Origin of the sequence: Pseudomonas versuta (genome assembly GCF_001294575.1) — a bacterium.
In the GTDB taxonomy this organism is placed as follows: Bacteria; Pseudomonadota; Gammaproteobacteria; order Pseudomonadales; family Pseudomonadaceae; genus Aquipseudomonas; species Aquipseudomonas versuta.
The window spans coordinates 3,943,899-3,970,315 of record NZ_CP012676.1 but is presented as its reverse complement, the minus strand read 5'-3'; the positions used below and the strand labels follow the sequence as shown (position 1 = coordinate 3,970,315).

The 26,417-nt window shown below is 61.4% G+C and carries 23 protein-coding genes; 4 read left to right on the top strand and 19 right to left on the bottom strand.

The window, feature by feature from the left end; translation table 11 throughout:
• Nucleotides 1–135 precede the first annotated feature (135 nt).
• The 8 genes from AOC04_RS17780 to AOC04_RS17745 form a co-directional block, all read right to left on the bottom strand.
• Complete coding sequence (locus tag AOC04_RS17780) at nucleotides 136–1,512, bottom strand: PepSY-associated TM helix domain-containing protein (protein WP_060696981.1); 1,377 nt, start codon at nucleotides 1,510–1,512, stop codon at nucleotides 136–138.
• Nucleotides 1,513–1,649: 137 nt separating this feature from the next.
• The gene (locus tag AOC04_RS17775; protein WP_060696980.1) at nucleotides 1,650–3,728 is read right to left on the bottom strand and encodes a TonB-dependent copper receptor; all 2,079 of its coding nucleotides are present in this window, start codon (nucleotides 3,726–3,728) and stop codon (nucleotides 1,650–1,652) included.
• A 98-nt stretch (nucleotides 3,729–3,826) separates the two neighbouring features.
• Nucleotides 3,827–4,198 (bottom strand): DUF2946 domain-containing protein, encoded by a 372-nt coding sequence (locus tag AOC04_RS17770; RefSeq protein WP_060695656.1) that lies wholly within the window; start codon nucleotides 4,196–4,198, stop codon nucleotides 3,827–3,829.
• A gap of 42 nt (nucleotides 4,199–4,240) precedes the next feature.
• On the bottom strand, nucleotides 4,241–4,735 hold the full coding sequence (locus AOC04_RS17765) for a copper chaperone PCu(A)C (RefSeq protein WP_060695653.1): 495 nt from the start codon (nucleotides 4,733–4,735) through the stop codon (nucleotides 4,241–4,243).
• A 48-nt stretch (nucleotides 4,736–4,783) separates the two neighbouring features.
• Nucleotides 4,784–5,182: a DUF2946 domain-containing protein gene (locus AOC04_RS17760; RefSeq protein ID WP_060695651.1), complete on the bottom strand. Its 399-nt coding sequence runs from the start codon at nucleotides 5,180–5,182 to the stop codon at nucleotides 4,784–4,786.
• A gap of 340 nt (nucleotides 5,183–5,522) precedes the next feature.
• Complete coding sequence (locus tag AOC04_RS17755; RefSeq protein WP_060695648.1) at nucleotides 5,523–6,251, bottom strand: cobalt-precorrin-6A reductase; 729 nt, start codon at nucleotides 6,249–6,251, stop codon at nucleotides 5,523–5,525.
• A complete protein-coding gene (locus tag AOC04_RS17750; RefSeq protein WP_060695646.1) occupies nucleotides 6,248–7,345 on the bottom strand; it encodes a cobalt-precorrin-5B (C(1))-methyltransferase in 1,098 nt (365 codons plus the stop codon). The genes AOC04_RS17755 and AOC04_RS17750 overlap by 4 nt, the downstream gene beginning before the upstream one ends.
• Complete coding sequence (locus tag AOC04_RS17745; protein WP_060696979.1) at nucleotides 7,338–8,549, bottom strand: bifunctional cobalt-precorrin-7 (C(5))-methyltransferase/cobalt-precorrin-6B (C(15))-methyltransferase; 1,212 nt, start codon at nucleotides 8,547–8,549, stop codon at nucleotides 7,338–7,340. The genes AOC04_RS17750 and AOC04_RS17745 overlap by 8 nt, the downstream gene beginning before the upstream one ends.
• A 280-nt stretch (nucleotides 8,550–8,829) precedes the next feature.
• Between AOC04_RS17745 and cobG the strand changes: the two genes are divergently transcribed.
• The 4 genes from cobG to cobJ are packed head-to-tail and all read left to right on the top strand — an operon-like array spanning nucleotide 8,830 to nucleotide 13,148.
• The gene (gene cobG, locus AOC04_RS17740; RefSeq protein WP_290439282.1) at nucleotides 8,830–10,134 is read left to right on the top strand and encodes a precorrin-3B synthase; all 1,305 of its coding nucleotides are present in this window, start codon (nucleotides 8,830–8,832) and stop codon (nucleotides 10,132–10,134) included.
• The gene (locus tag AOC04_RS17735; RefSeq protein WP_060695645.1) at nucleotides 10,127–10,753 is read left to right on the top strand and encodes a precorrin-8X methylmutase; all 627 of its coding nucleotides are present in this window, start codon (nucleotides 10,127–10,129) and stop codon (nucleotides 10,751–10,753) included. Before cobG ends, AOC04_RS17735 begins: the two co-directional genes overlap by 8 nt.
• Complete coding sequence (locus AOC04_RS17730) at nucleotides 10,750–11,484, top strand: precorrin-2 C(20)-methyltransferase (RefSeq protein ID WP_171970594.1); 735 nt, start codon at nucleotides 10,750–10,752, stop codon at nucleotides 11,482–11,484. Before AOC04_RS17735 ends, AOC04_RS17730 begins: the two co-directional genes overlap by 4 nt.
• The gene (cobJ, locus tag AOC04_RS17725) at nucleotides 11,481–13,148 is read left to right on the top strand and encodes a precorrin-3B C(17)-methyltransferase (RefSeq protein ID WP_060695643.1); all 1,668 of its coding nucleotides are present in this window, start codon (nucleotides 11,481–11,483) and stop codon (nucleotides 13,146–13,148) included. The genes AOC04_RS17730 and cobJ overlap by 4 nt, the downstream gene beginning before the upstream one ends.
• Nucleotides 13,149–13,309: 161 nt before the next feature.
• On the opposite strand, the gene AOC04_RS17720 is transcribed toward cobJ, so the two are convergent.
• From AOC04_RS17720 to aroQ, 11 genes are all read right to left on the bottom strand, one after another.
• Nucleotides 13,310–13,906, bottom strand: coding sequence for a MarC family protein (locus tag AOC04_RS17720; RefSeq protein WP_060695641.1), 597 nt, complete (start codon nucleotides 13,904–13,906; stop codon nucleotides 13,310–13,312).
• A 100-nt stretch (nucleotides 13,907–14,006) separates the two neighbouring features.
• Entirely contained in the window at nucleotides 14,007–16,784 is a 2,778-nt protein-coding gene (locus tag AOC04_RS17715) for a hybrid sensor histidine kinase/response regulator (RefSeq protein ID WP_060695639.1), read from the bottom strand.
• A 98-nt stretch (nucleotides 16,785–16,882) separates the two neighbouring features.
• Nucleotides 16,883–18,181 (bottom strand): phosphoribosylamine--glycine ligase, encoded by a 1,299-nt coding sequence (gene purD / locus AOC04_RS17710; RefSeq protein WP_060695637.1) that lies wholly within the window; start codon nucleotides 18,179–18,181, stop codon nucleotides 16,883–16,885.
• A 189-nt stretch (nucleotides 18,182–18,370) separates the two neighbouring features.
• Nucleotides 18,371–19,978, bottom strand: a complete 1,608-nt coding sequence (gene purH, locus AOC04_RS17705) for a bifunctional phosphoribosylaminoimidazolecarboxamide formyltransferase/IMP cyclohydrolase (protein ID WP_003439208.1) — start codon at nucleotides 19,976–19,978, stop codon at nucleotides 18,371–18,373.
• Between the two features lie 81 nt (nucleotides 19,979–20,059).
• Nucleotides 20,060–20,380 carry a DNA-binding transcriptional regulator Fis gene (fis, locus tag AOC04_RS17700; protein WP_003439210.1) on the bottom strand — a complete coding sequence of 107 codons (321 nt, stop codon included), beginning with the start codon at nucleotides 20,378–20,380 and terminating at the stop codon, nucleotides 20,060–20,062.
• Nucleotides 20,377–21,390, bottom strand: coding sequence for a tRNA dihydrouridine synthase DusB (dusB, locus tag AOC04_RS17695; protein WP_060695635.1), 1,014 nt, complete (start codon nucleotides 21,388–21,390; stop codon nucleotides 20,377–20,379). Before dusB ends, fis begins: the two co-directional genes overlap by 4 nt.
• 195 nt (nucleotides 21,391–21,585) lie before the next feature.
• Nucleotides 21,586–22,836, bottom strand: coding sequence for a DUF3426 domain-containing protein (locus tag AOC04_RS17690; protein ID WP_060695633.1), 1,251 nt, complete (start codon nucleotides 22,834–22,836; stop codon nucleotides 21,586–21,588).
• Nucleotides 22,837–22,929: 93 nt separating this feature from the next.
• Nucleotides 22,930–23,808, bottom strand: a complete 879-nt coding sequence (gene prmA / locus AOC04_RS17685; protein ID WP_060695631.1) for a 50S ribosomal protein L11 methyltransferase — start codon at nucleotides 23,806–23,808, stop codon at nucleotides 22,930–22,932.
• Between the two features lie 251 nt (nucleotides 23,809–24,059).
• The gene (gene accC / locus AOC04_RS17680) at nucleotides 24,060–25,418 is read right to left on the bottom strand and encodes an acetyl-CoA carboxylase biotin carboxylase subunit (protein WP_060695629.1); all 1,359 of its coding nucleotides are present in this window, start codon (nucleotides 25,416–25,418) and stop codon (nucleotides 24,060–24,062) included.
• A gap of 17 nt (nucleotides 25,419–25,435) precedes the next feature.
• Nucleotides 25,436–25,894, bottom strand: a complete 459-nt coding sequence (gene accB, locus AOC04_RS17675; protein WP_003439221.1) for an acetyl-CoA carboxylase biotin carboxyl carrier protein — start codon at nucleotides 25,892–25,894, stop codon at nucleotides 25,436–25,438.
• 25 nt (nucleotides 25,895–25,919) lie between these two features.
• On the bottom strand, nucleotides 25,920–26,375 hold the full coding sequence (gene aroQ, locus AOC04_RS17670; RefSeq protein WP_003439222.1) for a type II 3-dehydroquinate dehydratase: 456 nt from the start codon (nucleotides 26,373–26,375) through the stop codon (nucleotides 25,920–25,922).
• Nucleotides 26,376–26,417: the final 42 nt, after the last annotated feature.

The following is a 26,417-nucleotide window of genomic DNA, read 5'->3' as shown; positions in this document are numbered from 1 at the left end:
GTACCCGCTGCCTCCTGGCGGCGGGTGATGGAGCTTAAATGCATTTGTTATACAGTAACAATGGTTTTCTGGCTGATACTGGCATGCCAGTATAGCCAAGGCTCTAGATCGCGCATCTCGGATGCTTCATGTTGTTTATGAGCGAAGCTCAAGCGGCGGTGTTTTGCGCAAAATCATCAGCAGGCGGTCCAGCAGCCACACCGCGAGCAGCGAGGCGCCCACCAGCGGAAAGGCAATCGCCAGGGCCAGGATGATCAGCACGCCGGTCTTCCAGGTCGGCAAGTCGTGGCGCAGCGGCGGGACGCCCAGGCGGCCCTGCGGACGGCGTTTCCACCAGATCACCAGACCGCTGACCGAGCTCAGCAGGATCATCAGGCACACCAGCAAAATCACAATCTGGTTCAAGGTGCCGAACAGTTTGCCTTCATGCAGCATCACCCCCATTTCGGTGGCGCGGGCGAGGCTGGCGTATTGCTCCCAGCGCACATCGGCCAGCACCTGGCCGCTGTATTGATCGACATGCAGGGTGGCGTCGTTGCGCGGGTCGTCCGCGAATACGGCGATGGTGAATACGCCGGTGGCGGTGGCGGGCAAGGTGATGCTGTAGCCGGGTTCGACCTTGCGAGCAGTGGCGGTGTCGACCACCTGTTGCAGGCTGATGCCGGGCGCCGCCGGGCCGCTTGCGTGGGCGGCATGGGCCATGTGTTCAGCGTGGGCACCGGAGACCGGCAGCGGGGTGTTTTCCAGCGCCCAGGGCACGGTTTGACGGGTTGGCGTGTTGAGGCTGCGTGCCTCGATGTCTGACTGCGGGACGTTATTCCACATTGCCACCGGGAAGCGGTTCCACAGATCGGCGTATTGCTTGCCCCAGAAACCGGTCCAGGTCATGCCGCTGAGCAGCATGAACAGCAACAGGGCGGCGCCCCAGAAGCCGGTGACAGCATGCAGGTCGCGCCACAGCACGCGGCCGCGACGGCTCAGGCGTGGCCATAAAATCCCGGCGGCGGATTGCCCGCGCGGCCACCACAGGTACAGGCCGGAAACCACCAGCACCACGCCCCAGCCGGCGGCGAGTTCGACCAGCCGATCTCCGACAGTGCCGATCATCAATTCCCCGTGCAGCGCCCGGGCCACGGCTTGCAGATTGAACCTGGCATCCTGCTCGCCCAGCACTTCGCCGCTGTAGGGGTTGATAAACACGTTGAGCTCGCGCCCGTCATGGCTGACCACCCATTGAGCGCTGCGCTCAGGGTTGACCGGGGGCAGGTACTGGCTGACATGGCCCTGTGGATAGTCGAGGCGCACGCGTTGCAGTTGCTCATCGGCACTGAGGCGGTGATGGCCCGGGGTGACATTGAGCAGGTGGTCATACATCAAGGGATCGAGCTGGGGCTTGAACAGGTAAATGATCCCGGTCAATGCCAGCAGAATCATGAAGGGGGCGACAAACAGCCCGGCATAAAAATGCCAGCGCCAGGCCAGGTTGTAGAAAGAGGGGGTTGGTCGGCTCATCAGGAGCGGCTCCGCAAGGTAATTGGTCTTTGAACCCTGTGGGAGCTGGCTTGCCAGCGATGGCATCACCTCGGTTTTCCAGAAATACCGAGTCGCGTTCATCGCTGGCAAGCCAGCTCCTACAGAGCAATCTGTTGTCAGAAGCTCACATCAACCTTGGTCCACAACGTGCGGCCCGGTTCGTTGATCGGGGTCGGGTCGTTCGCCGGGTAGCCGTAACCGGCGTTGCCCGCCATGTTCAGGTGCTCGCTGTAGTTTTTGTCCAGCAGGTTGTCGACCCCGGCACTGACCTTGAGGTTTTTGTTGATGCGGTACGCGCCGTTCAACGAGAACACACCAAAACCGGCGCTCTTGTCGAAGTCCTTGCCGACCACGTTGCCTGCGTTGCGGTCGATGCGGTCTTGTGGCGCGACCAGCCGCCACAAGGCCCCGGCACTCCAGTCGTCCTGGCTGTAAGTGAGGCCCAGGCGGGTGTCCAGCGGTGGCATTTGCGGCAGTGCCTTGCCGTCCGTGGTGTTCTTGCCCCAGGCGTAGGCGAGGGTGGCGTCGGCTTTCCAGTTGGAAGTCAGCTGATACGCCGCGCCCAGTTCGCCGCCCATGATCCGGGCGTTGATGTTTTGTGCCTGGGACGAGCCCCGGGCGTAGTCGAACAGGATGTAGTCGTGAATCACACCTGCGTAGGCCGAGACCCAGGCGTCGAGGTCCCGGGTTTTGTATTGCAGGCCCATGTCGAGCTGAGTGGTTTTTTCCGGCTTGATTGCATCGAAAGCGTTGACTGAACCGGCAGGGCCCGAGGTCGGAGAGAACAGCTCCCAGTAATCCGGGAAGCGTTCGGCGTGCCCCAGACCGGCATACAGCGTGGTCGGGCTGTCGGCCAGCTCATGCTCATAACGCACAAAGCCGCTGGGCAGGGTATCGGCGCGGGTTTTGTCCAGGGTCGGGTTGGGGCTGGTCATCATCCCGGAGCCGATCCGGGCGCGGTAATCCTTGGCCGAAGCACGGTCCAGACGGGCTCCGGTAATCACCCGGTCACGCTCGGCGGCGTACCAGGTCAGTTCGCTGAAGACACCGTAGTTGTGGAAGTCGGCGTCTTTGCTCCAGTTCTGATCCTTATACGTATCGATGCCCATGCCGGAGCGTTTGCGGTGTTCGTTGGTCTGCGCGTCGATCCCGCTGATCAACTGGTAGTCGGCCCAGTGCCAGGTGGCCTTGATCCGTGCGCCGAGGGTGCGCCGGTCGACGTTGGAGGCCATCGGCCCGCTCATCATGCCGGTGCCCGACGGAGTGCGCAGGCTGTAGTTGTCCATGACGTGATCGGCATAGTTGTAGTAGACCTGTGCTTCGATCTTGTCGAGAACATCGCCGATATTTGCTTTCTCGAAGCGCAGGCCCAGGCTCTCGCGCTTGTACTGGCTGCCGTCCATGCCACGCCCGGCAGAGCGGGCTTCGCCATCGCCCTTGCCCGCAGTGAGCTCCAGCAGGGTGTCCGGGTCCGGGGTCCAGCCCAGGGCGACATCGCCGTTCCATTTGTCGTAGCGCGACGGCACGGTGTCGCCGTTGCCGTCCTTGTAGTCATCGGCGTGCGCGGTGTTGCCAATCACCCGCACGTAGCCCAGCGGGCCGCCGGCGGCAGCGTCGACGGTCTTGTCGAAACGGCCGTTGGAACCGGTCAGTACGCTGGCGTTGACCCGCGTGCCCAGTTCACCGAAGTGCTCGGGTTCACGCTCGAACAGAATGGTGCCGGCTGAGGCTCCCGGGCCCCAGAGCACGGTTTGCGGACCTTTGATAACGGTGAGCTTGTCGTAGGTTTCCGGCGAGATATAGGACGTGGGGGCATCCATGCGGCCGGGGCAGGCGCCGAGCATCATGCCGCCATTGGTGAGGATGTTCAGGCGTGAGCCGAACATGCCGCGCAACACCGGGTCGCCGTTGGTGCCGCCGTTGCGGATCAGGGCAAAGCCGGGGATGGTCTTGAGGTAGTCGCCACCGTCACTGGCCGGCACCGGTTGGCGCGGGTCCTTGGGGTTGGTGACTATCGTCAGTGGCGAGCTGGGGGCAATGGCCGTGATCACCAGCGGGCTGATTTCGTTGGCATGCTCTGTGTGTTCGTCGGCCATGGTCATTGGCGTGAACAAGGCGCAGCACAGTGCGCTCAGGGCGAAAGGGAATACCCTTTGGGCGTGAGGCAAACGGGAGGCAGCAGTAAAACGCGACATAAACATTCCAATATTCAAGCGAGTACAACACGGCCAGCGGCCTGCGGCCGTCTAAAGCGGCAGTTGCAGGCGGGCCTGTGAATTTGTTGTGTCGGTGCCTAAAGGAATGCCGGCGGGGCGCGGGAGCGGGCGCCGGGGAAAACCGGTTGCCGGGCATGGCCCAGCCGTGTGGTCGCGGCCAGATAATGGCCGTGCGGGGGCGCTGCCCGGAGGGTCAGAGTCGGGGCGTTGGGCAGGGCCGGGCAACTGAACAGCAGGGTGCAATAGCCGCACTTTTCCCAAATGGCGTGGTGATCGGCGGACGGTTTTTTATGCTCGCCGTGAGCCTCCATCGACATGCCGGCCGACATCGGCATCGTCATGTTCATGGAGGCGTGATGGTCCATCGGCACCGCTTGGGAAATCAGCGGGCCGATAAAGATCATCAGCATGGCAAACAGGCTCAGCCAGCTGCCGCGAATTTGCGACATGGCGTGCCTGGCGCGAGGGGCGCCCACGGGGATCAGTGACCGTTAGTGGGTGTGCATGGCTTCCATGCTGTCGGGCGGCGCCTGTTTTTGCACGTTCACATCAACCGCAATGGCACCGGTCTTTTCAAAGTGCAGGGTCATGGGGAAGTGTTTGCCGTCCTGCAGCAGGCTGCGGTCTTTGAGGCCGACCAGCATCACGTGGTACTCCATGGGCGCGAACGTGACGGTGCCGCCGGGCGGGACCTCGACGCTGGCCACCGGTTGCATCTTCATCAAGTCGCCCTGCATCACGTGTTGATGCAGTTCGGCTTTATCGGCAATCGGCGTGTCGACACTGACCAGGCGGTCGGCGCTATTGCCGGTGTTTTGAATCACGAAATACGCGGCCACGGTCGGCGCGTTGGGCGGCAGTTGCTGGGACCACGGATGAGCGATTTGCAGCGCGCCGCTCTGGTATTGGTGAGCGTTGGCGAAACAGGCAGGCAGCAGCACAGCCGCCGCAATCAGGACGTTTTTGACCAGTGACAGGTTCAACATGGCAATTCTCCGGAACGATTCAAAACGCAAAAAGGTTGCGAGGAGCAATCAGGCCAGAGGGGAAGCGCGGGGGCTAAGGCTCGGCCGTTGCTGGCGCGGAGTGGGGCGTTTGAGGTGATCGGGGATTTGGCTGTGGCCATGTTCGATGGCGGCGAAATACAGTTTCGGGATATGCGCCGGCAATGCCACCAGAGGTGCCGAGCCCGAGCAGCACCAGCAATGCTGCATGTTCGAGTGATCGTCTTTGCGGCTGTCGCCGGCGTCAAGCTTGCCCAGTGATACGGCGACCATCTTGGTGCCGGTGGCGGTGCAGAAGCTGCTCAGCATGAACTGCTCGCCACTGTCTTGCCTTGACCCGGCCATGGCTCCGGCCGTCGACATGGCGAGCATGTTGAACAGCACTGCGAAGCAGGCGATCCAGGCAAATGCAAAGCGCTGTCGGGACATGAAGAATTCCATGGGTGGTGCGATCAGGGCGGCTATTTAGCCTGAATGACCGGCGTAAGTAAAAACACAGTCTGTGTGGCGAAGTGTCACGTCAGTGTAGTTCACGGGATTTCTCCCGATGGCACATCGAGGAGAGTGCGTGCGAGCAACTGTCTTGGTTCAGGAGTTGAAAACTTACCCATTCCCTGTGGGAGCTGGCTTGCCAGCGATGCAGACGCTGCGGTTTTACAGTCGCACCGCGTTGATCTAATCGCCGGCAAGCCGGCTCCCACAATGGCGTTGCCCCAGGCAGAAGAGCTGAGACATCCTGCGGGTTTTTCAGCGCAGCATTGGTCCACATTCACAAATAACTCTCCCGCTTCAGCGCCTCCAGCACCTCATCGCTGGTCAAAAATGTCCGGTCAACCTCTGGCAGCTTCGGGCGTTTGAGAATCAACACCGGAGTCCCGCGTTCGCGGGCGACTTCGAGCTTGGGTTCAGTGGCGCTGCTGCCGCTGTTTTTGCTGATCAGTACGTCGATGCGGCGTTGGGCGAACAGGGTGCGCTCATCTTCGATCACAAATGGCCCCCGGGCGCCGATCATTTCGCAACGGGCATTGCCGGGGTAAGTGTCCAGGGCGCGCAAAGCCCAGAACTGTCCTTCGGGGATTTCATGCAAATGCTCAAGTGGCTCGCGGCCCAGGGTGAACAGCGGGCGCTGAAACGGTTTTAGCGCCTCGACCAGTTCGGCCCAGTCAGCCACTTCACGCCAGTCATCCCCGGCCTGGGGCTGCCAGGCCTGGCGGCGCAAGGCCCAGCACGGGATACCGGCGAGGGCGGCAGCGCTGGCCGCGTTGTGGCTGATTTGTGCCGCGTAGGGGTGAGTGGCGTCGAGCAGCACATCAATGCGCTGCTCGCGGAGGTACTGCGCCAGCCCTTCGGCGCCACCATAACCGCCAACCCGCACTTCACAGGGCAAGTCCGCGGGCACGCGACCGACCCCGGCCAGGCTGTAAACGTGTTGCGCACCCAGGCGACGGGCCATGGCCAGCGCTTCAGTGACGCCGCCCAACAACAGGATTCGCTTCATTCAAAGGCTCCGGCGTGACCGACAATTTCACCCTGGCGGTCGATGGCAAATACTTCAACTTGCACCTGTGCCGGCACCACGCTGCGGGCGAAGTCCAGGGCGTGCTGGCACACCGCATCACCCAGGGCGATGCCCTCAGCACTGGCCATTGCCAGTGCCTGCTGGCTGGTATTGGCCTGGCGAATCGCTTCTTGCAGCGCGCTGTCGGCGCCGATGGCGGCGGCCCATTCGGCCAACTGCGGCAGGTCGATACTGGAATGGCGACTGTGCAAATCCATATGCCCGGCCGCCAGTTTGCTGATTTTTCCGAAGCCACCGCAGAGGCTCAACTTATCCACAGGTACTTTGCGCAGGTGCTTGAGTACCGCTCCGACAAAGTCGCCCATTTCGATCAGGGCGATTTCCGGCAGGTTGTAGACCCGGCGCATGGTGTCTTCACTGGCATTGCCGGTGCAGGCTGCGATGTGCAGGTAGCCGTTGGTCTTTGCCACGTCGATGCCCTGGTGGATCGAGGCAATGTAAGCCGCGCAGGAGAACGGGCGGACGATACCGCTGGTGCCCAATATCGACAGGCCACCCAGAATGCCCAGCCGCGGGTTCATGGTTTTCAAGGCCAGGGCCGCGCCGTCCTGCACGTTGACGGTGACGGTAAAGCCGCCGTGGTAGCCCAGCTCGGCTGCCAGCAGCAGCAGGTGATCGGTGATCATTTTGCGTGGCACCGGGTTGATCGCGGGTTCCCCCACGGCCAGCACCAGCCCCGGTCGGGTCACGGTCCCCACCCCCTGGCCTGCAACAAAACCGATACCCGGTTGCGGCCTGAGACTCACCTGCGAGTAAAGCAGCGCGCCGTGGGTCACGTCCGGGTCATCCCCGGCGTCCTTGATGGTGCCGGCTTCGGCACCCTGTTCGCTCAGGCGGCAAAACTCCAGGCGCATGGTGACGACCTTGCCTTTGGGCAAGGTGATGGCGACGGCGTCATTGCTGACGCCACTGAGCAGCAGGCGCGCCGCAGCCAGGCTGGTGGCTGTGGCGCAGCTGCCGGTGGTCAGGCCGCTGCGCAGCGGTGCGGGTTGTTCGGCGGTTTCGTCACGCATCGAGAGGCTTGGTCATGTCGAGCAGGGTGATGGGCAAGGCCTGACGCCAGGTGTCAAATTCGCCCAGCGGTTGCGCCTGGGCGATATGAATGCGCGTCAGTTCGCCGCCATGGCGCTCGCGCCAGTTCATCAGCAGCATTTCGCTTTGCAGGGTGACGGCATTGGCCACCAGCCGCCCACCGGGTTTGAGCTGTTGCCAGCAGGTGTCGAGCACGCCTTCGCGGGTCACGCCGCCGCCGATAAAGATCGCGTCCGGGCGCTCCAGCCCCTCAAGGGCTTGCGGAGCCTTGCCGCGAATCAGTTGCAGGCCCGGTACACCCAGCGCCTCGCGATTGTGTTCGATCAGTTGCTGGCGCCCGGCATCGGCTTCGATGGCCAGGGTGCGGCAGCTGGGGTAAGTGCGCATCCACTCGATACCGATCGAGCCACTGCCGGCGCCCACGTCCCACAACAACTGGCCCGGCAAGGGGGCCAGGCGGGCCAGGGTGATGGCGCGCACATCCCGTTTGGTCAGTTGGCCGTCATGGCGGAACGCGCTGTCGGGCAGCCCGCCGATTCGCGACAGCGGGCGGCAGTCGGCATCGGCCAGGCACTCGATGGCGATCAGGTTGAGCGCCGCCACGGGCGGGTCGTTCCAGTCATCGGCACTGGCCGCGACCCGGCGTTCGGCCGGGCCACCCAAGTGTTCCAGTACACACAGGCGGCTCGGGCCAAAGCCCCGTTCGCGTAGCAGGGCGGCCACGCTGGCCGGGCTGCTGGCGTCGTTGCTCAGCACCAGCAGGCGCGCGCCGCTGTGCAAATGTGCATTGAGAGCAGCGACTGGCCGCGCCACCACTGACAGCGTCAGCACATCCTGCAAGGCCCAGCCCATTCGGGCGGCGGCCAGCGAGAAGGATGAGGGCGCCGACAGCACCTGCATTTCATCGCGGGCAACGACCCGCGCAAGGCTGGCACCCACACCGAACCACATGGGGTCGCCGCTGGCGAGCACGCACACCGGTTCGCCGCGCAACGCCAGGACCGGCGCCAGTGAGAACGGGCTCGGCCATGCCTGGCGTTCGGCGCGGATGCAGGCAGGCAGCAAGTCCAGCTGGCGCGGGCCGCCGAATACGTTGCTGGCACTGAGCAACGCGCGTCGGGCGTTTTTGCCCAGACCGCTGAAGCCGTCTTCACCTATTCCCACAATTGTTAGCCAGGGCGACATGCCGATCCTCTTGGTAAACGCTGATTTTTTCATCCGCCAGCACTCTTGCAAGACGCGCGGGCAGGGCGCGCATGATAGCGCGCCTTGGCCTCCCGGCGCCTCGCCCATAAAGCCGCCGGGCGGGCGCCGTCGCGGGTAATGCCGCATAAGGTGGCCCGCAGCGGGTATTCCGTCCGGCAAGCTTTTCATGCTGTCGCCCAAAGCAGGCATAATGCGCCACCTGCAACAGCCCGTTACCTGCCTGGATCGACCTTTGACCTTGCCACCTCAACTCCCTGTCATGACGCCCGTGCGCCCTACGGCTTGCCCGGGGTTACTGCGCATCGTGCAGGCGCTGGATGGCGGGATTTGCCGGGTCAAGCTCGATGGTGGCTGCATCACTGCGGTGCAGGCCCGTGTGGTCGCCGATGTGGCGCAGCGCTTTGCCAGTGGTGTCATTGAAGCGACCAATCGCGGCAACCTGCAGATTCGCGGGGTCGGGGCGCAGCATCGGGCGCTGGTTGAACCGCTGATGGCGGCAGGGCTGGGGCCTGCCACTGCGGCGGGTGACGATGTGCGCAACCTGATGCTCAGCCCGGCCGCGGGCATCGACCCGCAGATGCGCATTGATACACGGCCGCTGGCCATGGCGCTGCTCGCCAGTTTGCAAAACACCCCGCGTCTGGCCGAGTTGTCAGCCAAGTTCGCGCTGCAACTGGATGGTGGCGAAGCCCTGGCGATGCTGGAGCATCCGCACGATTTGTGGTTATCAGCGATTGAGCTGGACGGCCAATGGGTGATGGCTTTCGGTCTGGCCGGTTGCCCGGCGCACAACCCGGCATTGGCCGCTGTGCCGCTGGCGCAAGCCCATGAACTGGTCATGCAGGTGCTGCTGTTGTTTCTCGACCTGGCCCGGCCCGAGCAAACGCGCATGCGACATCTGCTTGAGGAGGTTGCCGTTGAGCGCTTTGTCGAGCAGTTGCAGCAACGGCTCAGTGTGCCGTTAATTGCGCTGGCCCTGGGGCCTCGGGGTGTGGCGCCGCAGGTGTTGCATATCGGGACGTTTGCCCAGCGCCAACAAGGCCGGGTGTATATCGGCGCGGTGCCCGGGCTGGGGCGACTGGATGCCCCCATGCTGCGGGGGCTGGCGCAACTGGCTGACGAATTTGGCGACGCCACCCTGCGGTTCACCCCCTGGCAAAGTGTGTTGCTGCCTGAGATCAAGACCCGCGATGCGCCAGCTGTGACCCTTCAGCTAGAGGCGCTGGGTTTTCTGTGTGATGTGGCGCAGCCGCTGGCACATCTGGTTGCCTGCACTGGCTCCGACGCGTGCGCCAAAGGCCTGGCGGACACCAAACAGGATGCCCGTGAGCTCGCCGGGCGCTTGTCCCGGGTGCTGAATGTGCACCTCACCGGTTGCCGGCGTTCGTGCGCGGCAGCCCATGTTGCGCCGGTCACTTTGCTGGCCGTGGCGCCCGGTCATTACGACCTCTATTTACGTGCTCCAGAACAGCCGGGTTTCGGCGTTCTGCATGGGCGCAACCTTACTATTGAAGCGGCAGGCGCCTGGCTTGAGGCCCGCCAACGGAGCAACACCGATGATTGATTACATCCGCGATGGTCAAGAGATCTATCGCAACTCTTTCGCCATTATTCGGGCTGAAGCCAACCTCGAGAGCATCCCGCCAGACCTGGAAAAACTCGCGGTGCGGGTCATTCACGCCTGCGGCATGGTCGATGCCATCGAAGATCTGCGTTTTTCGCCCGGTGCGGGCAAGGCCGGGCGTGATGCGCTGGCTGGCGGTGCACCGATCCTGTGCGATGCGCGCATGGTGCTCGAAGGCGTGACGCGCACGCGTTTGCCGGCCAATAACAAAGTGATTTGCACGCTCAAGGAAGAGGGCGTGGCCGAAATGGCGCTGGAGCAGGGCAATACTCGCTCGGCGGTGGCCCTTGAACTGTGGCGCCCGTATCTGGAAGGCAGCGTAGTGGTGATCGGCAATGCGCCGACCGCGCTGTTTTACCTGCTGGAGATGATTGACGCCGGTGCTCCGAAACCGGCCCTGATTTTGGGCTTCCCGGTCGGTTTTGTCGGCGCGGCAGAGTCCAAGGCAATGCTGGCGGCAGACAGCCGCGGGGTGCCGTTTGTGATTATGCAGGGCCGCCGCGGCGGTAGTGCGATGGCAGCGGCAGCCGTTAACGCACTGGCTACGGAGATCGAATGATGGCTCAACCTGGACGTTTGCTCGGCCTGGGCGTGGGGCCCGGTGATCCGGAACTGATTACCGTTAAAGCCCTGCGCTTGCTGCGCGAATCGCCGGTGGTGGCGTACTTCGTTGCCAAGGGCAAAAAAGGCAATGCCTTCGGCATCATCGAAGCGCACCTGCAGGGCGCGCAAACCCTGATGCCACTGGTGTACCCGGTGACCACCGAGGTACTGCCCGAGCCGTTGTCGTATGAGCAAATCATCAGCGACTTCTACGATCAGGCGGCCGAAGAGGTGGCCGTGCACTTGCAGGCCGGTCGTGATGTGGCGGTGATCTGTGAAGGCGACCCGTTCTTCTATGGCTCCTACATGTATTTGCATGACCGGCTGGCCGAGCGCTTTGAAGCGCAAGTGGTGCCGGGAGTGTGCTCGATGCTGGGCGGCGCTTCGGTGCTGGGCGTGCCGCTGGTGTATCGCAATCAAAGCTTGTCGGTGTTGTCGGGGGTGTTGCCCCACGATGAGTTGAAGCGTCGTCTGGCCGATGCCGATGCTGCGGTGATCATGAAGCTGGGGCGCAATTTCCATAAAGTCCGCGAGGTGCTGGGGGAGTTGGGGCTGGCCGAGCGTGCGCTGTATGTCGAGCGCGCCACCATGAGCAATCAGAAAATTGTCGCGCTCAATGACGTGGAGCCGATGTCGTCGCCTTACTTCTCGCTGATCATCGTGCCCGGCGAACGGTGGCAAGGATGAGCCGCCCGGCCCCGGCCATTGTGATTCTGGGCAATGGCAGCCTGGCCACGGCCCGGCGCATTCAGCAGCTTTACCCTCAGGCGCTGATTTACGGTCTGGACGGGCGGGTTGAAGCGCCAGACTGCACCTACAGCGACTTTGGCGCGACCCTGCGCCAGCTGTATCAGCACGACACGCCGATTATTGCGCTGTGCGCCGCAGGGATCGTGATTCGCACCCTGGCCCCGCTGCTGCTGGAGAAAGGCGCCGAGCCGCCGGTGCTGGCCGTTGCCGAAGACGCCAGTGCGGTAGTGCCGTTGCTGGGCGGTCTGGGCGGTGTGAATGACATGGCGCGGGCAATCGCTGCCAGTCTGCAGGTTGCAGCGGCAATCACCACCAGTGGCGAATTGCGCTTTGGCACGTGCCTGCTGAACCCGCCAAGCGGCTATGCCCTGGGCGATCTGGAGACAGGCAAGCGCTTTGTCTCGGACTTGCTCGCGGGGGAGTCAGTGCGTATCGAAGGCGATGCGCCCTGGCTGGCCGGTGCACAATTGCCTGAAAACCCGCAGGCGCGGCTGGCGATCCACGTCAGCAGTGCCGAGCGTGAGCCCGCGGCAAACGAACTGCTGATCTACCCGCGCAATGTTGTGGCGCGGGTCGCAGCTGTGGTCCCGGCGCAGGCAATCCGCGAGGCGTTGCATGACATGCAGTTGGCCTGGCAGTCGCTGGCCTGCATTGTTGCCGACGACGCCTTGATGGCCCGCCCGCAACTGCATGAGGCGGCGGCTGAGCTGGGTGTGCCGTTACGGTTCGTGAGTGCCGGCGAGCAGATATTGCCGGTGGTGTGGCATGAGTCGGGCAATGGTCTGTTGCTGGGGGTCGCCCCGGCGCCGCTGGACCCACCATTGATTGGCCGTCCTCGGGGCCGCCTGGCCGTTATCGGCCTCGGGCCTGGCGCTGCCGAGTTGATGGTGCCTGCGGTCAAGGCAGAATTGGCGCGGGCCAATGACGTCCTGGGGTACGAAACCTATGTGCGGATGGCCGGGCCGTTTCGCGACGATCAAGTGCTGCATTGCACCGACAACCGCGAAGAAATGCAGCGCGCGCGCCATGCCTTCGAACTGGCCGCCCAGGGCCGTTCGGTGGTGGTGGTGTCCTCGGGTGATCCGGGGGTGTTTGCCATGGCTGCTGCCGTGCTTGAAGCCTTGCACGAGTCCGGCGATGCACAGTGGCACAGCGTCGACCTGGAAATCCTGCCCGGGGTCTCGGCATCGCTGGCGACTGCCGCCCAGGCCGGTGCGCCATTGGGTCATGACTTCTGCGTGATGTCGCTGTCGGACAACCTCAAGCCGTGGAGCATTATCGAAAAGCGCCTGGACCTTGCTGGCGAGGCGGATCTGGCGCTGGCCTTCTACAACCCGATTTCCCGCTCGCGGCCCTGGCAGCTGGGGGTTGCACTGGAGATCGTGGCCAGGCACCGCAGCGCAGAGACGCCTGTGGTATTGGGCCGTGACATTGGCCGCCCCGGCCAGACGTTACGGGCAACCACATTGGGAGCGTTGACCCCGGACCAGGTGGACATGCGCACGATGGTGCTGATTGGTTCGTCGACCACCTGCACCTTCCCGCGTGCCGGCGGCGGAGAGTGGGTGTACACGCCGCGCTGGTACGGCGATAAGCCCTGACAGGCACCCTGGCCCCGCAATGGGGCCAAGGTATGTACTCGCTGACGAGGCACGAGGCTGCGATGGGTTGCGCAGCAGGCCTCGTGTGGACGTGGCTGACGCGGTTGAAGGTCCTTGCGGCCCTTATCGCAGCCTCGTGCCTCGTCAGCGACTACAGGAGGTCACGGCACTAAATACCCGCGGATGCCGGTGAAGATGATTTGCGCCGCCAGTGCGCAAACGAATAGCCCCATCAGGCGGCTGACAATCTGCAAACCCTGGTCTCCCAGAATCCGCTCGATCTTGTTGGACAGGTAAAGCACCACGCCTACGGTCAGGCTGGCCAGGGTGATGCTCACGATTGCCATCAGCTTGTCATCCCAATGGGGCTGACTGACCCCCATTACCAGCAAGGCGCCGATGGTGCCCGGCCCGACTGTCAGCGGAATGGTCAGCGGCACGATGGTGACATCTTGCTGCACGTTGTCGGTCTGTACCGCGGACTTGCCCTGGGCCATGCCCAAGGCCGAGATAAACAACACGCTGCCGGCGCCGATGCGGAAGGCATCTACGGTGATCCCGAAAACACTGAAGATCATGCGCCCGAACAGGTAGAGCAGAACGCTGGAAATCAAGGTGGCCAGCGCGACTTTCCAGGCCAGACGCCGCCGCTCCTTGTTGGAGTAACCCCGGGTCAGGCTGATAAAGCATGAGAGCACGAAGAACGGGCTGTAGAGCACCAGCATCTTCAAATACACACTGAACAAAACATGGAGCATGGTCTGAGCTCACACCGAAGAAAGGCGACGAAAGTCTATCAGGCCTCTTGCACTCTGTCGGCCGGTGTTGAGCAGCAACTGCAGGCTACCGGCCAGCGCACTAGGAATGCTGTGCCTGTGATTCACGCAGCTCGCGTTGCTCGACCCAATAATCCACCAGCTCGCGCAGTTGCGACAGCTCGACCGGCTTTGCCATGTGCCCGTCCATGCCGGCCTGGCGCGCCCGTTCTTTATGCTCTGCCAGAATGTGCGCGGTCAACGCGACCACCGGGGTGCGGGTTCGCTGATGGCTGACTTCCCATGCCCGCAATCGTTCAGTGGCAGAGAAGCCATCGAGCACTGGCATTTCGCAATCCATCAACACCAGGTCATAACGCTGGGCTTTCATGGCCTTCAAGGCTTCTTCGCCGTTACAGGCTGTATCGGGCTGCAAGTTGAGCTTGCCCAGCATGCCGCGAATAACCTTGGTCGAGATGCTGTTGTCCTCAGCGACCAGAATGCGGAAGTCGCCAGGTACCGTAACCGGCGTTGTCGGGCCATTGCGCAGTGTTTGTGCACTGGCCAGGCCTTTGCTGCGCTGGGTCAGTTCATCGGCCAGGGTGGTTTTCAGGGTGTAGCCCGCCACCGGCTTGGCCAGGATGCGTTTGATCCCGCAGTTGCGCGCAATGATCTTGCTGGGTGCGTTGCTGATGCCGGTCAGCATCACCAGCAAGATATCGTGGTTCAGGCTTGGATCTTCCTTGATCTTGGCGGCCAGTTGCATGCCCGTCATGCCCGGCATGTTCTGGTCCAGCAGCACAATGTCGAAGTAGTCGCGCAGATGGGCCTTGGTGCGCAACAGGGCCAGGGCTTCCTTGCCCGATGCCGCAGCGCTTACGCTCAGGCCCCAGGCCGAACATTGCTGGACCAGGACTTTGCGGCAGGTATCGTTGTCATCGACCACCAGTACCCGTGCACCCTTGAGCGGGCTGTCCAGGTCGGAGGTTTGATGTTCAAGGTGTTGCGGGTCCAGAGGCAGGGTCAGCCAGAGATTGCTGCCCTTGGTTTGCCCGGCCTTGATACCGAACTCTCCCCCCATCAAGCTGATCAGCTGGCGGGCGATAACCAGCCCCAAGTGCCCGCCCAGGCGGGTTGCCGCCAGGAAGTTCTTGCTGTGCAGTTCGGCATTGAGCAGGGCTTCGCGCTCCTGTTCATCCATCGGTTGGCCGGAGTCCTGGATGGCGATCCGCAGGCGCGGTGGCCGGGCGCGCTCTTCCAGTGCCACGACGATCAATATCTCGCCTTCGACGGTCTTCTTCAGCGCACTTTCGAGCAGGCTCAGCAAGGTCTGGCGCAGCCGCGTGGGGTCACCGCTGATGACCCGTGGTACTTGCGGCTGAATAAAGCTGATGAGTTCGACGTTTTGTTGTTCGGCTTTGGTGCGGAAAATATTCAGGCAGTCTTCGATCAGGGCATTGAGATCGAACTGCACATCGTCCAGTTCGATCTGTCCCGACTCAAGCCTGGAAATATCGAGGATCTCATTGATCAGCGTGAGCAGTTCATTGCCAGCGCTGTGGATGGTCTGCACGTAATCACGTTGCTTGACCGACAGAGGCGTGCCCAGCAACAGTTCGGTCATGCCCAGTACACCGTTCATGGGTGTGCGGATTTCATGGCTGATTTTGGCCAGGAATTCGGCCTTGGCATTCACTTCGGCGTTACTGGCGGCCAGGTCCCGACTGATGCTGAACTGATCTTCGGCGATGCTGCGAGTGCGCTCGCTCAAGGCGATGCTCAGCAGCAGGCCGCAGACACAGACTACCGCCAGCAGTAGCAGGACCAGTTCCTGGGGGGCGATCAAGGTCAGGCCCAGCAGTGCCGGAAGAATAACCAGGGTGCCAATGTTGAAGATGATCATTGCAACCACAAACAGGCGGGCAGGGCGATAGCCTTGTTGCCAGTGGTGAGTTGCAACCAGCAGGATGCTCAGGCTCGCCAGCCCGACCAGGCCATAGGTGATCAGGTTTAGCGGCAGGGTATCGCTGAACAGCAACAACAAACTGCCAAGACTGATGATCAGGATGTCCAGCAGCAACAGCTTGTGCAGCGGGCTGGGTTTGCAGGAGGAGAAGAAGGTGTAGGTAAACATCAGCCCGCAAGGCGCGGTCAGGATGAGCGCCAGATAGGCTCCGGGGGGTTGTGCGCTGTGCCACAGGGGAAACCACGGTCCCAGCAGATTCAAGAACAGCGCCGAGCTGATCAGGAGCAAGGCTTCACAGGCCGCGAGCCACAGACTGCTGACTGCGCGCGAGAAAGCAAAGCGGATCAGGTTGTGCAGCACCAGCATGGCCAGGCAGCCAAGCAACAGCCCGTAAAGTAATGACATGCCTTGATTGGCGGCGAGCATGACTGCGGAATCCAGAGTGATGTGTGGCCGCAACTGATGTTCCGATACCAGGCGCAGATAGACATCCAGCTCTTTGGAACTCTGAGGCAAAGGCAGCAGGAAGTCGCTGCTCAACAACGGCTTCTGTGCCGCAGGCGAGTTACTGCCGGTGCTGACTTCACTGATCAGTTTGTTACCGTCCAGAACGTAGAGTTCCAGCTGTAACAGATCTGGCGCGAAGACGCGCAGGACCTGCTCATGCTTGTCTGGCTTGAGCCGAAATCGCAACCACAACGCTTGGTCGGGGTTGGCGGCGGTGATTGCTTCGAGTTCTATGGGGCTGAACTGGTTGCTGAACCGGGCGGAACTTACATCGCCCAGTTGCAGGTCGCCCCGATGGTCCAAAAGGGCAGACCACAGGTTGCCTTCTGCCGCCTGCGCCGACATTGAACAGAGCAGGGCAGTCATAAGACTGACGGTGAAACCTATGGCGATCCTAAGCCAGCGCACGCTGAAATCCCTTCGTATATTGAAGCTTGACGGTAACTATGCGCGGCGCTGGAATAGTAAGGCAAGGGTTCGATCCCCTGCCTGTCCATATGGGCTACTTATTCCTGGTTTTCGCCACGCTCACGTGCAATGGCCCGGTAGCCAATGTCGTTACGGTAGAAACAGCCATCCCATTCGATGGTTTTGGCCAGTGCATACGCTTTTTCCTGAGCCGCCTGCACGGTGTCGCCCATGGCGGTTGCGCACAGCACGCGGCCACCGGCAGTCACCACTTCGCCAGCTGCGTTGAGCGCGGTTCCGGCGTGGAACACCTTGCCTTCCAGCTTGGCTGCCGCATCCAGCCCGTGGATCACGGCACCCTTGGCGTAGTCGCCAGGGTAACCGCCTGCTGCCAGCACGATGCCCAGGCTCGGGCGCGGATCCCATTGTGCTTCAACCTTGTCCAGCGCCTGGGCCAGAGCGGCCTCTACCAGCAGCACCAGGCTCGATTGCAGGCGCAACATCACCGGTTGGGTTTCCGGGTCGCCGAAGCGGCAGTTGAACTCGATGACTTTAGGGTTGCCGGCTTTGTCGATCATCAGGCCTGCGTACAGGAAACCGGTGTAGACGTTACCTTCTTCGGCCATGCCGCGAACGGTTGGCCAGATAACCAGGTCCATCACGCGCTGGTGTACTTGCGCAGTGACCACTGGCGCCGGGGAGTAAGCACCCATGCCGCCGGTATTCGGGCCGGTGTCGGCGTCACCTACGCGTTTGTGGTCCTGGCTGGTGGCCATCGGCAAGACGTTCTTGCCGTCGACCATCACGATGAAGCTGGCTTCTTCGCCATCGAGGAATTCTTCGATAACGACGCGCGAACCGGCTTCGCCAAATGCGTTGCCCGCGAGCATGTCGCGCACGGCATCTTCGGCTTCAGTCAGGGTCATGGCGACGATCACGCCTTTGCCCGCTGCCAGACCGTCAGCCTTGATCACGATAGGTGCGCCGACTTTTTGCAGGTACGCCAGTGCCGGCTCGATTTCAGTGAAGTTCTGATAATCGGCAGTCGGGATCTTGTGGCGAGCCAGGAAGTCCTTGGTGAAAGCCTTGGAGCCTTCGAGCTGGGCAGCGCCGGCAGTCGGGCCGAAGCAATCCAGGCCGCGGGCACGGAACAGGTCAACCACGCCTGCAACCAGTGGCACTTCAGGACCAACGATGGTCAGCGAGACATTTTTCTCTGCGAAATCTGCAAGCTGCTCGAGGGCCAGCACGTCGATAGCGACGTTCTCGCACTTGGCTTCAATGGCGGTGCCGGCGTTGCCCGGGGCAACGAACACTTTGGCGACACGCGGGTCCTGAGCTACTTTCCAGGCCAGTGCGTGTTCACGGCCACCGCTGCCAATGATCAAAACATTCATTTCAAAAACCTCGGATGACGCTGAATTCTGTTTAAAACCTAAAGCGTTTCACGCTTCAGGAGGTCGTAATGAAGCTGGTAGATGCAAGGCGGAGTCGACCTTGATGAGCGGAGTTGCCTTTTGGCAATGAGCATCATCGAGGTCGACTCCAACGCAGCAGATGCCGGGTTCAGTACGACCGTCGTCTAGTTAGTGACGGAAGTGGCGCATACCGGTGAACACCATGGCAATCCCGGCTTCGTCGGCAGCAGCAATCACTTCGTTGTCACGCATCGAGCCGCCCGGCTGGATCACCGCAGTGATGCCCGCCTTGGCTGCGTTGTCCAGACCGTCACGGAACGGGAAGAACGCGTCGGAGGCCATGACCGAACCCTGTACCTGCAAACCGGCGTGTTCAGCCTTGATCGCGGCAATCCGGGCCGAGTTTACGCGGCTCATCTGGCCGGCGCCGACACCGATGGTCTGACGGTTCTTGGCGTAGACAATGGCGTTGGACTTCACGTACTTGGCTACTTTCCAGGCGAAGATCAGGTCGTGGATCTCTTGCTCGGTCGGTGCACGCTTGGTCACGACTTTCAGGTCTTCGCTGCCGATCATCTGAATGTCACGGCTTTGTACCAGCAAGCCGCCGTTGACCCGTTTGAAGTCCCAGGCCGGTGCGCGGTCTGCGCTCCACTCGCCGCAGGCCAGCAGGCGCACGTTGGCTTTGGCGGCCACGATGGCGCGGGCTTCTTCGCTCACGGACGGGGCGATGATCACTTCAACGAATTGACGCTCGACGATCGCCTTGGCCGTTTCGGCGTCCAGCTCGCGGTTGAAGGCGATGATGCCGCCGAATGCCGACTCGGTGTCAGTGGCGTAAGCCAGCTCGTAAGCCTGACGGATGCCGCCTTCCGCGTCCGGGCTGACGGCAACGCCGCACGGGTTGGCGTGTTTGACGATCACGCAGGCCGGCTTAACGAAGCTTTTTACGCATTCCAGCGCGGCATCGGTGTCGGCCACGTTGTTGAACGACAGCTCTTTGCCTTGCAGCTGGGTGGCGGTCGCAATGCTGACTTCAGCCGGCTTGGCCTCAACGTAGAACGCCGCGCTTTGATGCGGGTTCTCGCCGTAGCGCATTTCCTGGGCCTTGATGAACTGGCTGTTGAAGGTGCGCGGGAACAGGCTGCGGCCTTCGGTGCTCAGGGTTTCGGCAGTCTGGTTAACGGTGCCCAGATAGTTGGCGATCATGCCGTCGTAGGCGGCGGTGTGTTCGAACGCCTTGAGCATCAGGTCGAAACGCTGGGCGTAGGTCAGGCCACCGGCCTTGAGGTTTTCCAGGACGTTGGCGTAATCGCTGGCATTGACCACGATCGCTACGTCTTTGTGGTTTTTTGCTGCCGAACGGACCATGGTCGGGCCGCCGATATCGATGTTCTCGATGGCGGTCGGCAGGTCGCAGCCCGGCTTGTTGATGGTTGCTTCGAAGGGATAGAGGTTAACGGCTACCAGATCGATCGGTTTGATGCCGTGCTCGTTCATGATGTCGTCGTCAATGCCGCGACGGCCCAGGATGCCGCCGTGGATTTTCGGGTGCAGGGTTTTAACCCGCCCGTCCATCATTTCAGCAAAGCCGGTGTAGTCGGCAACTTCAACAGCGGCCACGCCGTTGTCTTGCAGCAGCTTGAACGTACCGCCGGTGGAGAGGATCTCGACGCCGAGGGCTTCCAGTTCACGAGCGAAATCAAGGATTCCGGTTTTGTCGGAAACGCTGATTAAAGCGCGGCGGATCGGCAGGCGGGTAGTCTGATCGGTCATCTCGATTTCCATCAAAAGCAAAGGAGTCAGCAAAAAAGGCGACCCGTTTTACCGGGACGCCTTTCAGGTTTGATTGAATGCTTACAGCAGATCGTACTGTTTGAGTTTTTTGCGCAAGGTGCCGCGATTAAGTCCCAGCAGCTCGGAGGCTTTGGTCTGGTTGCCCTTGACGTAGTTCATGACGCACTCGAGCAGAGGGGCCTCGACTTCGGAAAGTACCAGGTTGTACACGTCCGTGACTTCAGCGCCCTCCAGGTGGGCGAAGTAATTGTGCAGCGCCTTTTCGACACTGCCACGAAGGGTCTGACCTTCTTCGCTCGGTGTATTGAGGTGCTGTTTCAGGTTGACGTTGTCGCTCACGGGCGTTGTTCCACTCACTAATGTCTCGGTCATCATCGTCATGCGGCCACCCATCCTTCGTCCCCTGTCCCCAGGCTCTTGTGTCGTTCGGCGAAAAACGCCTGAACGTTGGCGCATTGTGCTTCCGTATCTTCTAAACGATTGAAGTGGGCGCGAAACTCCTTGGCGCCCGGCAAGGTTGCGAGATACCAGCCGACATGCTTGCGGGCAATACGTACCCCCAATACCTCCCCATAGAAGGTGTGCAGTGCAGCCAAATGCTCTAGCAGAATACGTTCCACTTCGCTCATCTGTGGTGCCGGCAAGAGTTGCCCGGTACGCAGAAAGTGATCAACTTCGCGGAAAATCCAGGGCCGCCCTTGAGCCGCCCTGCCAATTAACAGTCCGTCAGCCCCGGTCGCTTGCAGCACGTGCCGGGCCTTGTGGGGTGAATCTATGTCGCCGTTGGCAAACACCGGCATCGACACCGCCTGCTTGATCGCAGCGATGGTGTCGTACTCGGCTTCGCCGGTGTACAGGTCGGCGCGGGTTCTGCCGTGTACCGCCAGCGCCGCAATCCCGGCCTGTTCGGCTATTTTCGCCACGGTCAGGCCGTTTTTGTTGTCCCGGTCCCAGCCGGTACGGATCTTCAGGGTGACCGGCACATCAACCGCAGCCACGACGGCCTGCAGGATCTCGGTTACCAGTGCTTCGTCTTTCAGCAGTGCGGAGCCGGCGGCCTTGTTGCAGACCTTCTTTGCCGGGCACCCCATGTTGATATCAATAATCTGCGCGCCCAGTTCCACATTGGCCCTGGCGGCATCTGCCAGCATTTGCGCGTCACCGCCGGCGATCTGTACCGAGCGGGGCTCGGGATCACCGTCGTGAATCATGCGCAAGCGTGACTTGCGGCTATTCCAGAGACTCATGTCGCTGGTGACCATTTCCGAGACAACCAGTCCTGCGCCCATCCGTCGGCAAAGCTGACGGAAAGGTTGATCGGTGACGCCCGCCATGGGGGCGAGGATCAAACCGTTGTGCAATGTATATGGGCCGATGCGTACCGCCGACATAGGACTTCCCTGTTGTGGGGCCGGATCTTGGGAGTTCGAAAAAGGGTTGGCATGATACCCGCTCTCGATGACCGGATAAAGACGCAATTGGATAAAAATTGAACAGCAAAAGGCAAGTTTTGAGCTATATGCCTCAAGCCAGAGGCCAATCACTCTTCACTCGCGGCTCGGTTAACAGCTAAAAGCGCAGCGGGTTCACTCGGGCGAGTGAAAACTCAGGCTGTAGTTCACCGCTTTTGGCCCCGGGTCGAGAATATCCAGGGCAATGTGGATAGGCGTTTGCGGGGGCATTTCGGCCTTGGCCAGATCGCCGCTCAGATATTCGCCGGGTTTGAAGCGGCGACTGGCGATCATTTTGCCGTGCAGATCGGCGAAACGCAGTTCCAGCAGCGGGAAAGGCTGGGAGAACGGTGCGCGGTTGTAGAGGATTGCATCTACCACCAGCGCCCCGGCGAACTCCGGGTGACTGCGCACCACCAGGTTACTGCTCTTGATTCGATCAATATCAACCTTGGACGGTACCGTGCACCCGATGTGTGGGCACAGTTGCTGGAAGACCGGACGGTATTGGTCCTGCCTGGCCAGTTCATCGAAATGATTGGCAATGTACTGGCCGGCCAGTGCTGCACCGGCAAGCAGTATCAGCAACAGCCAAAGCAGGCGTTTGCCCCAGGGGGTGCGGCGCTTTTGCCAGTCCAGTTGCAGCGGGTCGTCGACCAGATCCAGCAGCGCATCTTCACGCACTCCCGGTTCGTTGCGTTTGCGCTTGTGTTTGCCCGCAGGCACCGGCTCAAACGGTTCGTCGTCCTCGTCATCGCTGGCGCTCAGGTGTTCACCTGTCAGCGGCGGCTCCAGCTCGTCATCGACCGAAAGCCTGAGGGTCGGCGTTTCATCCGGTTCGTCGAGGTCCAGCGATAACGAGGGCTCGGTACGCCCCGTTGACGTGGGCTCGATGTGCTTTTCTGCAGATTTGGCAGCGAGCGCTGAAGTCTCGGCACGTTCTTCGGCAGAGTCGCTGAACAGGCTGTCAGACCATTGGCTTTCTTCAGCGTCAGGGCTGTCGCGGCGAGCGCTCAGGGAGCTGTCTTTTACCTTGTGTGGCTGACCAAAGCTTTTGCTGGGCTGGATCTCAAACTCTTCGAGCCTGGCCAGTTCTTCATCCAGGTCCAGGTGGTCGAGGTCGAGTTCACTCGCCTGCCAGTGCTCAGGGTTGATGGCCCCGGGCCTGGCTGGCGGCTCGATGACCCCGGGCGCTGCCACATTAGTAGCCGTTACTGTTGGCGGTTGCTCATTTTCAGTGCGTTTATCCAGCAGTTGCTGTGCGGCATTGAACACTTGCAGGCAGGCGCCACAGCGCACCACCCCGCGAGCCACGCTCAATTGAGCATGGTTGACGCGGAAGCTGGTCTGGCAGTGAGGACACTGTGTAACGAAACTATCGCTCATGTGGCCATCCGGATTGGGCAGGCGTGCATTGTAGGTGCTGTTCCCGCTGGATTGCGAGCCGCGTTGCGGCTCACAACCAAACGTCAACCGACCCTAGCGGCGACGGCCACTGATACGTACCCAACCATCGCGATTGGCGATCGGGTCCAGATCAAAGTCTGCGGCATAGGCAGCAGCAACTTCTTCGCCCTGTTCGGCGAGGATGCCCGACAGCGCCAGGCGGCCGCCCGGTTTGACCAGGCTCGACAGCTGCGGTGCCAGTGCAACCAGAGGGCCGGCCAGAATGTTGGCGACTACGACGTCGGCCGGAACCTGTGGCAGGTCTTCGGGCAGGTACAGCGCGAACAGCTCCTCGGCAACATTGTTGCGCCCTGCGTTATCGCGCGAGGCTTCCAGCGCCTGCACGTCAATGTCGGTACCGATGGCCTGTCTGGCCCCCAGCAACAGGGCGGCGATTGCCAGAATCCCCGAGCCGCAGCCGAAGTCCAGCACGCTGCAGTCCTTCAGGTCCTGACCATCGAGCCATTCCAGGCACAGCGCGGTCGTCGGGTGGGTGCCGGTACCAAAGGCCAGGCCCGGATCGAGCAGCAGGTTCACGGCGTCCGGTTCCGGAGCGGCGTGCCAGCTCGGGACGATCCACAGCCGCTGGCCGAAGCGCATCGGGTGGAAGTTGTCCATCCAGCTGCGTTCCCAGTCCTGGTCTTCGATGACTTCGGCATGGTGCTCAGGCAGGGGCGAGCCGGTCAGCAGTTCGAGATGGGACAGAACGAGGTCGGCCTCGGTGCCGCCTTCGAACAGTGCCAGCAAGTGGGTGTGCGACCACAGCGGGGTGGTGTTGAGTTCAGGTTCGAAGATCGGCTGATCTTCGGCATCCATGAACGTTACCGAAACGGCGCCGACTTCGAGGAACGCGTCTTCGTAGGTTTCGGCTTGTTCCGGGCTGATGGCGAGGCGTACTTGCAGCCAAGGCATGGCGGGCACCTTTGAAAAATAGGAGTGTGCAACCGGTGGGCTGCGAGAAGCGCGCCAGTTTACGCGAGCGAGGGCAGGGCGGGTAATCAAAAAACGATGAAAAGCCCTCGTCGTACATCGTCAGTGGGAGCCGGCTTGCCGGCGATGCTGGCGACGGCACAATCGCTGGCCAGCCAGCTCCCGCAAAGCGTGGGTGAGTTTCAGAAACGACCAGGCCGCCCGAAGGCGGCCTGGTTGATCTGGAATCAAACTTACTGGTTAGCCAGTTTGTGTTCCAGGTAGTGAATGTTGACGCCGCCTTTGCAGAAGCCTTCGTCATTCACCAGATCGCGGTGCAGCGGGATGTTGGTCTTGATCCCGTCGACCACGATTTCGTCCAGCGCATTGCGCATGCGGGCCATGGCTTCGTCGCGGGTCGCGCCCCAGGTGATCAGCTTGCCGATCAGGGAGTCGTAGTTCGACGGAACCTTGTAGCCGCTGTACAGGTGCGAATCGACGCGAACGCCGTTGCCGCCCGGAGCGTGGAAGTGCTTGACCAGGCCAGGGCTCGGCATGAATGTCGCCGGGTCTTCAGCGTTGATCCGGCACTCCAGGGAGTGGCCGTGAATTTTCACGTCATCCTGGGTGAAGGACAGCTTGTTGCCTGCCGCGATGCTCAACATCTCTTTAAGGATGTCGATGCCGGTGACCATTTCGGAAACCGGGTGCTCTACTTGCACACGAGTGTTCATCTCGATGAAGTAGAAACGACCATTCTCGTACAGGAACTCGAAGGTGCCCGCGCCACGGTAGTTGATGTCGATGCAGGCCTTGACGCAACGCGCCAGGACTTCTGCGCGAGCAGTTTCATCGATACCCGGTGCCGGTGCTTCTTCCAGAACTTTCTGGTGACGACGTTGCAGCGAGCAGTCGCGGTCGCCCAGATGGATCGCATGGCCCTGGCCGTCGGAAAGTACCTGAACTTCCACGTGACGCGGGTTGGTCAGGTATTTTTCGAGGTAGACCATCGGGTTGCTGAACCAGGCGCCTGCTTCTTCACGGGTCTGCTTGGCAGCTTCGATCAGGTCTTCTTCACGGTGCACAACACGCATGCCACGACCACCACCGCCGCCAGCGGCCTTGATGATCACCGGGTAGCCGACTTCGCGGCCAATGCGCAGGGCCGTTGCTTCGTCTTCCGGCAGCGGGCCGTCAGAGCCCGGAACGGTCGGAACGCCGGCAGCGATCATGGCGTGCTTGGCCGATACCTTGTCGCCCATCAGGCGAATGGTGTCGGCTTTCGGGCCAATGAAGGCAAAGCCGGATTTTTCGACTTGCTCGGCGAAATCGGCGTTTTCAGCCAAAAAGCCGTAGCCCGGGTGGATCGCCGTGGCGCCAGTGACTTCGGCTGCCGCGATGATGGCCGGAATGTGCAGGTAGGACAGGTTGGCCGGTGCAGGACCGATGCAGACGGTTTCGTCTGCCAGGCCCAGGTGCATCAGCTCCTTGTCGGCGGTGGAGTACACCGCAACGGTCTTGATGCCCAGTTCCTTACAGGCCCGCAGGATGCGCAAGGCGATCTCACCGCGGTTGGCGATCAGGACTTTTTCCAGCTTCTGAGGCTTCAACATCGTTGGCTCCCCGTGGTTCAAACGATGGTGAACAGCGGTTGATCGAACTCAACCGGTTGACCGTTTTCTACCAGGATGGATTCGATAACACCGGCTTTCTCGGCCGTGATGTGGTTCATCATTTTCATCGCTTCGACGATGCAAATGGTGTCGCCGACTTTAACGGTCTGGCCGACTTCAACGAAGGCTGGCGAGGTTGGCGCCGGGGTACGGTAGAAAGTACCTACCATTGGCGACTTGACCACAAAACCGTTCAGTTTTGGTGCAGCAGGTGCTTCGGTCACGGTTGCAACCGGAGCTACGGCAACTGGCGCAGCGGCCGGAGCTTGCATTGGCGCTGGTGCATAGAACTGTTGAGCAGGAGTCTTGCTGTGACGGCTGATGCGTACGGACTCTTCGCCTTCTTTGATTTCCAGCTCGTCGATGCCGGACTCTTCCAGCAGCTCGATCAGTTTCTTAACTTTACGGATATCCATGAATCGTCAACTCCCAATGGGTCGGTCAGGGGCGTTTAGCTTGTAGTTCAAGCTGTTCCAGGGCGGCCTCCAAGGCCAGTCGATAACCGCTGGCGCCAAGGCCGCAGATCACACCTACCGCAACGTCGGAGAAGTAGGAGTGATGGCGGAAAGGTTCGCGTTTGTGCACGTTTGATAAATGCACTTCGATGAATGGGATGCTCACCGCCAGCAGCGCGTCACGTAATGCCACGCTGGTGTGGGTAAAAGCAGCCGGGTTGATCAGGATAAAGTCCACCCCCTCATCGCGGGCGGCATGAATCCGGTCGATCAATTCATACTCGGCATTACTTTGCAGATAGAGCAAATGGTGACCGGCATCGCGGGCCCGCTGTTCCAGGTCCTGATTGATTTGCGCCAGGGTAGTGGCGCCGTAGACGCCCGGCTCACGGGTGCCAAGCAGATTCAGGTTGGGGCCGTGCAGAACCAGAAAAGTCGCCATCTGCTGTTCCTTGTTATGTGTGTGCAGGTATCAGTGCCGGGC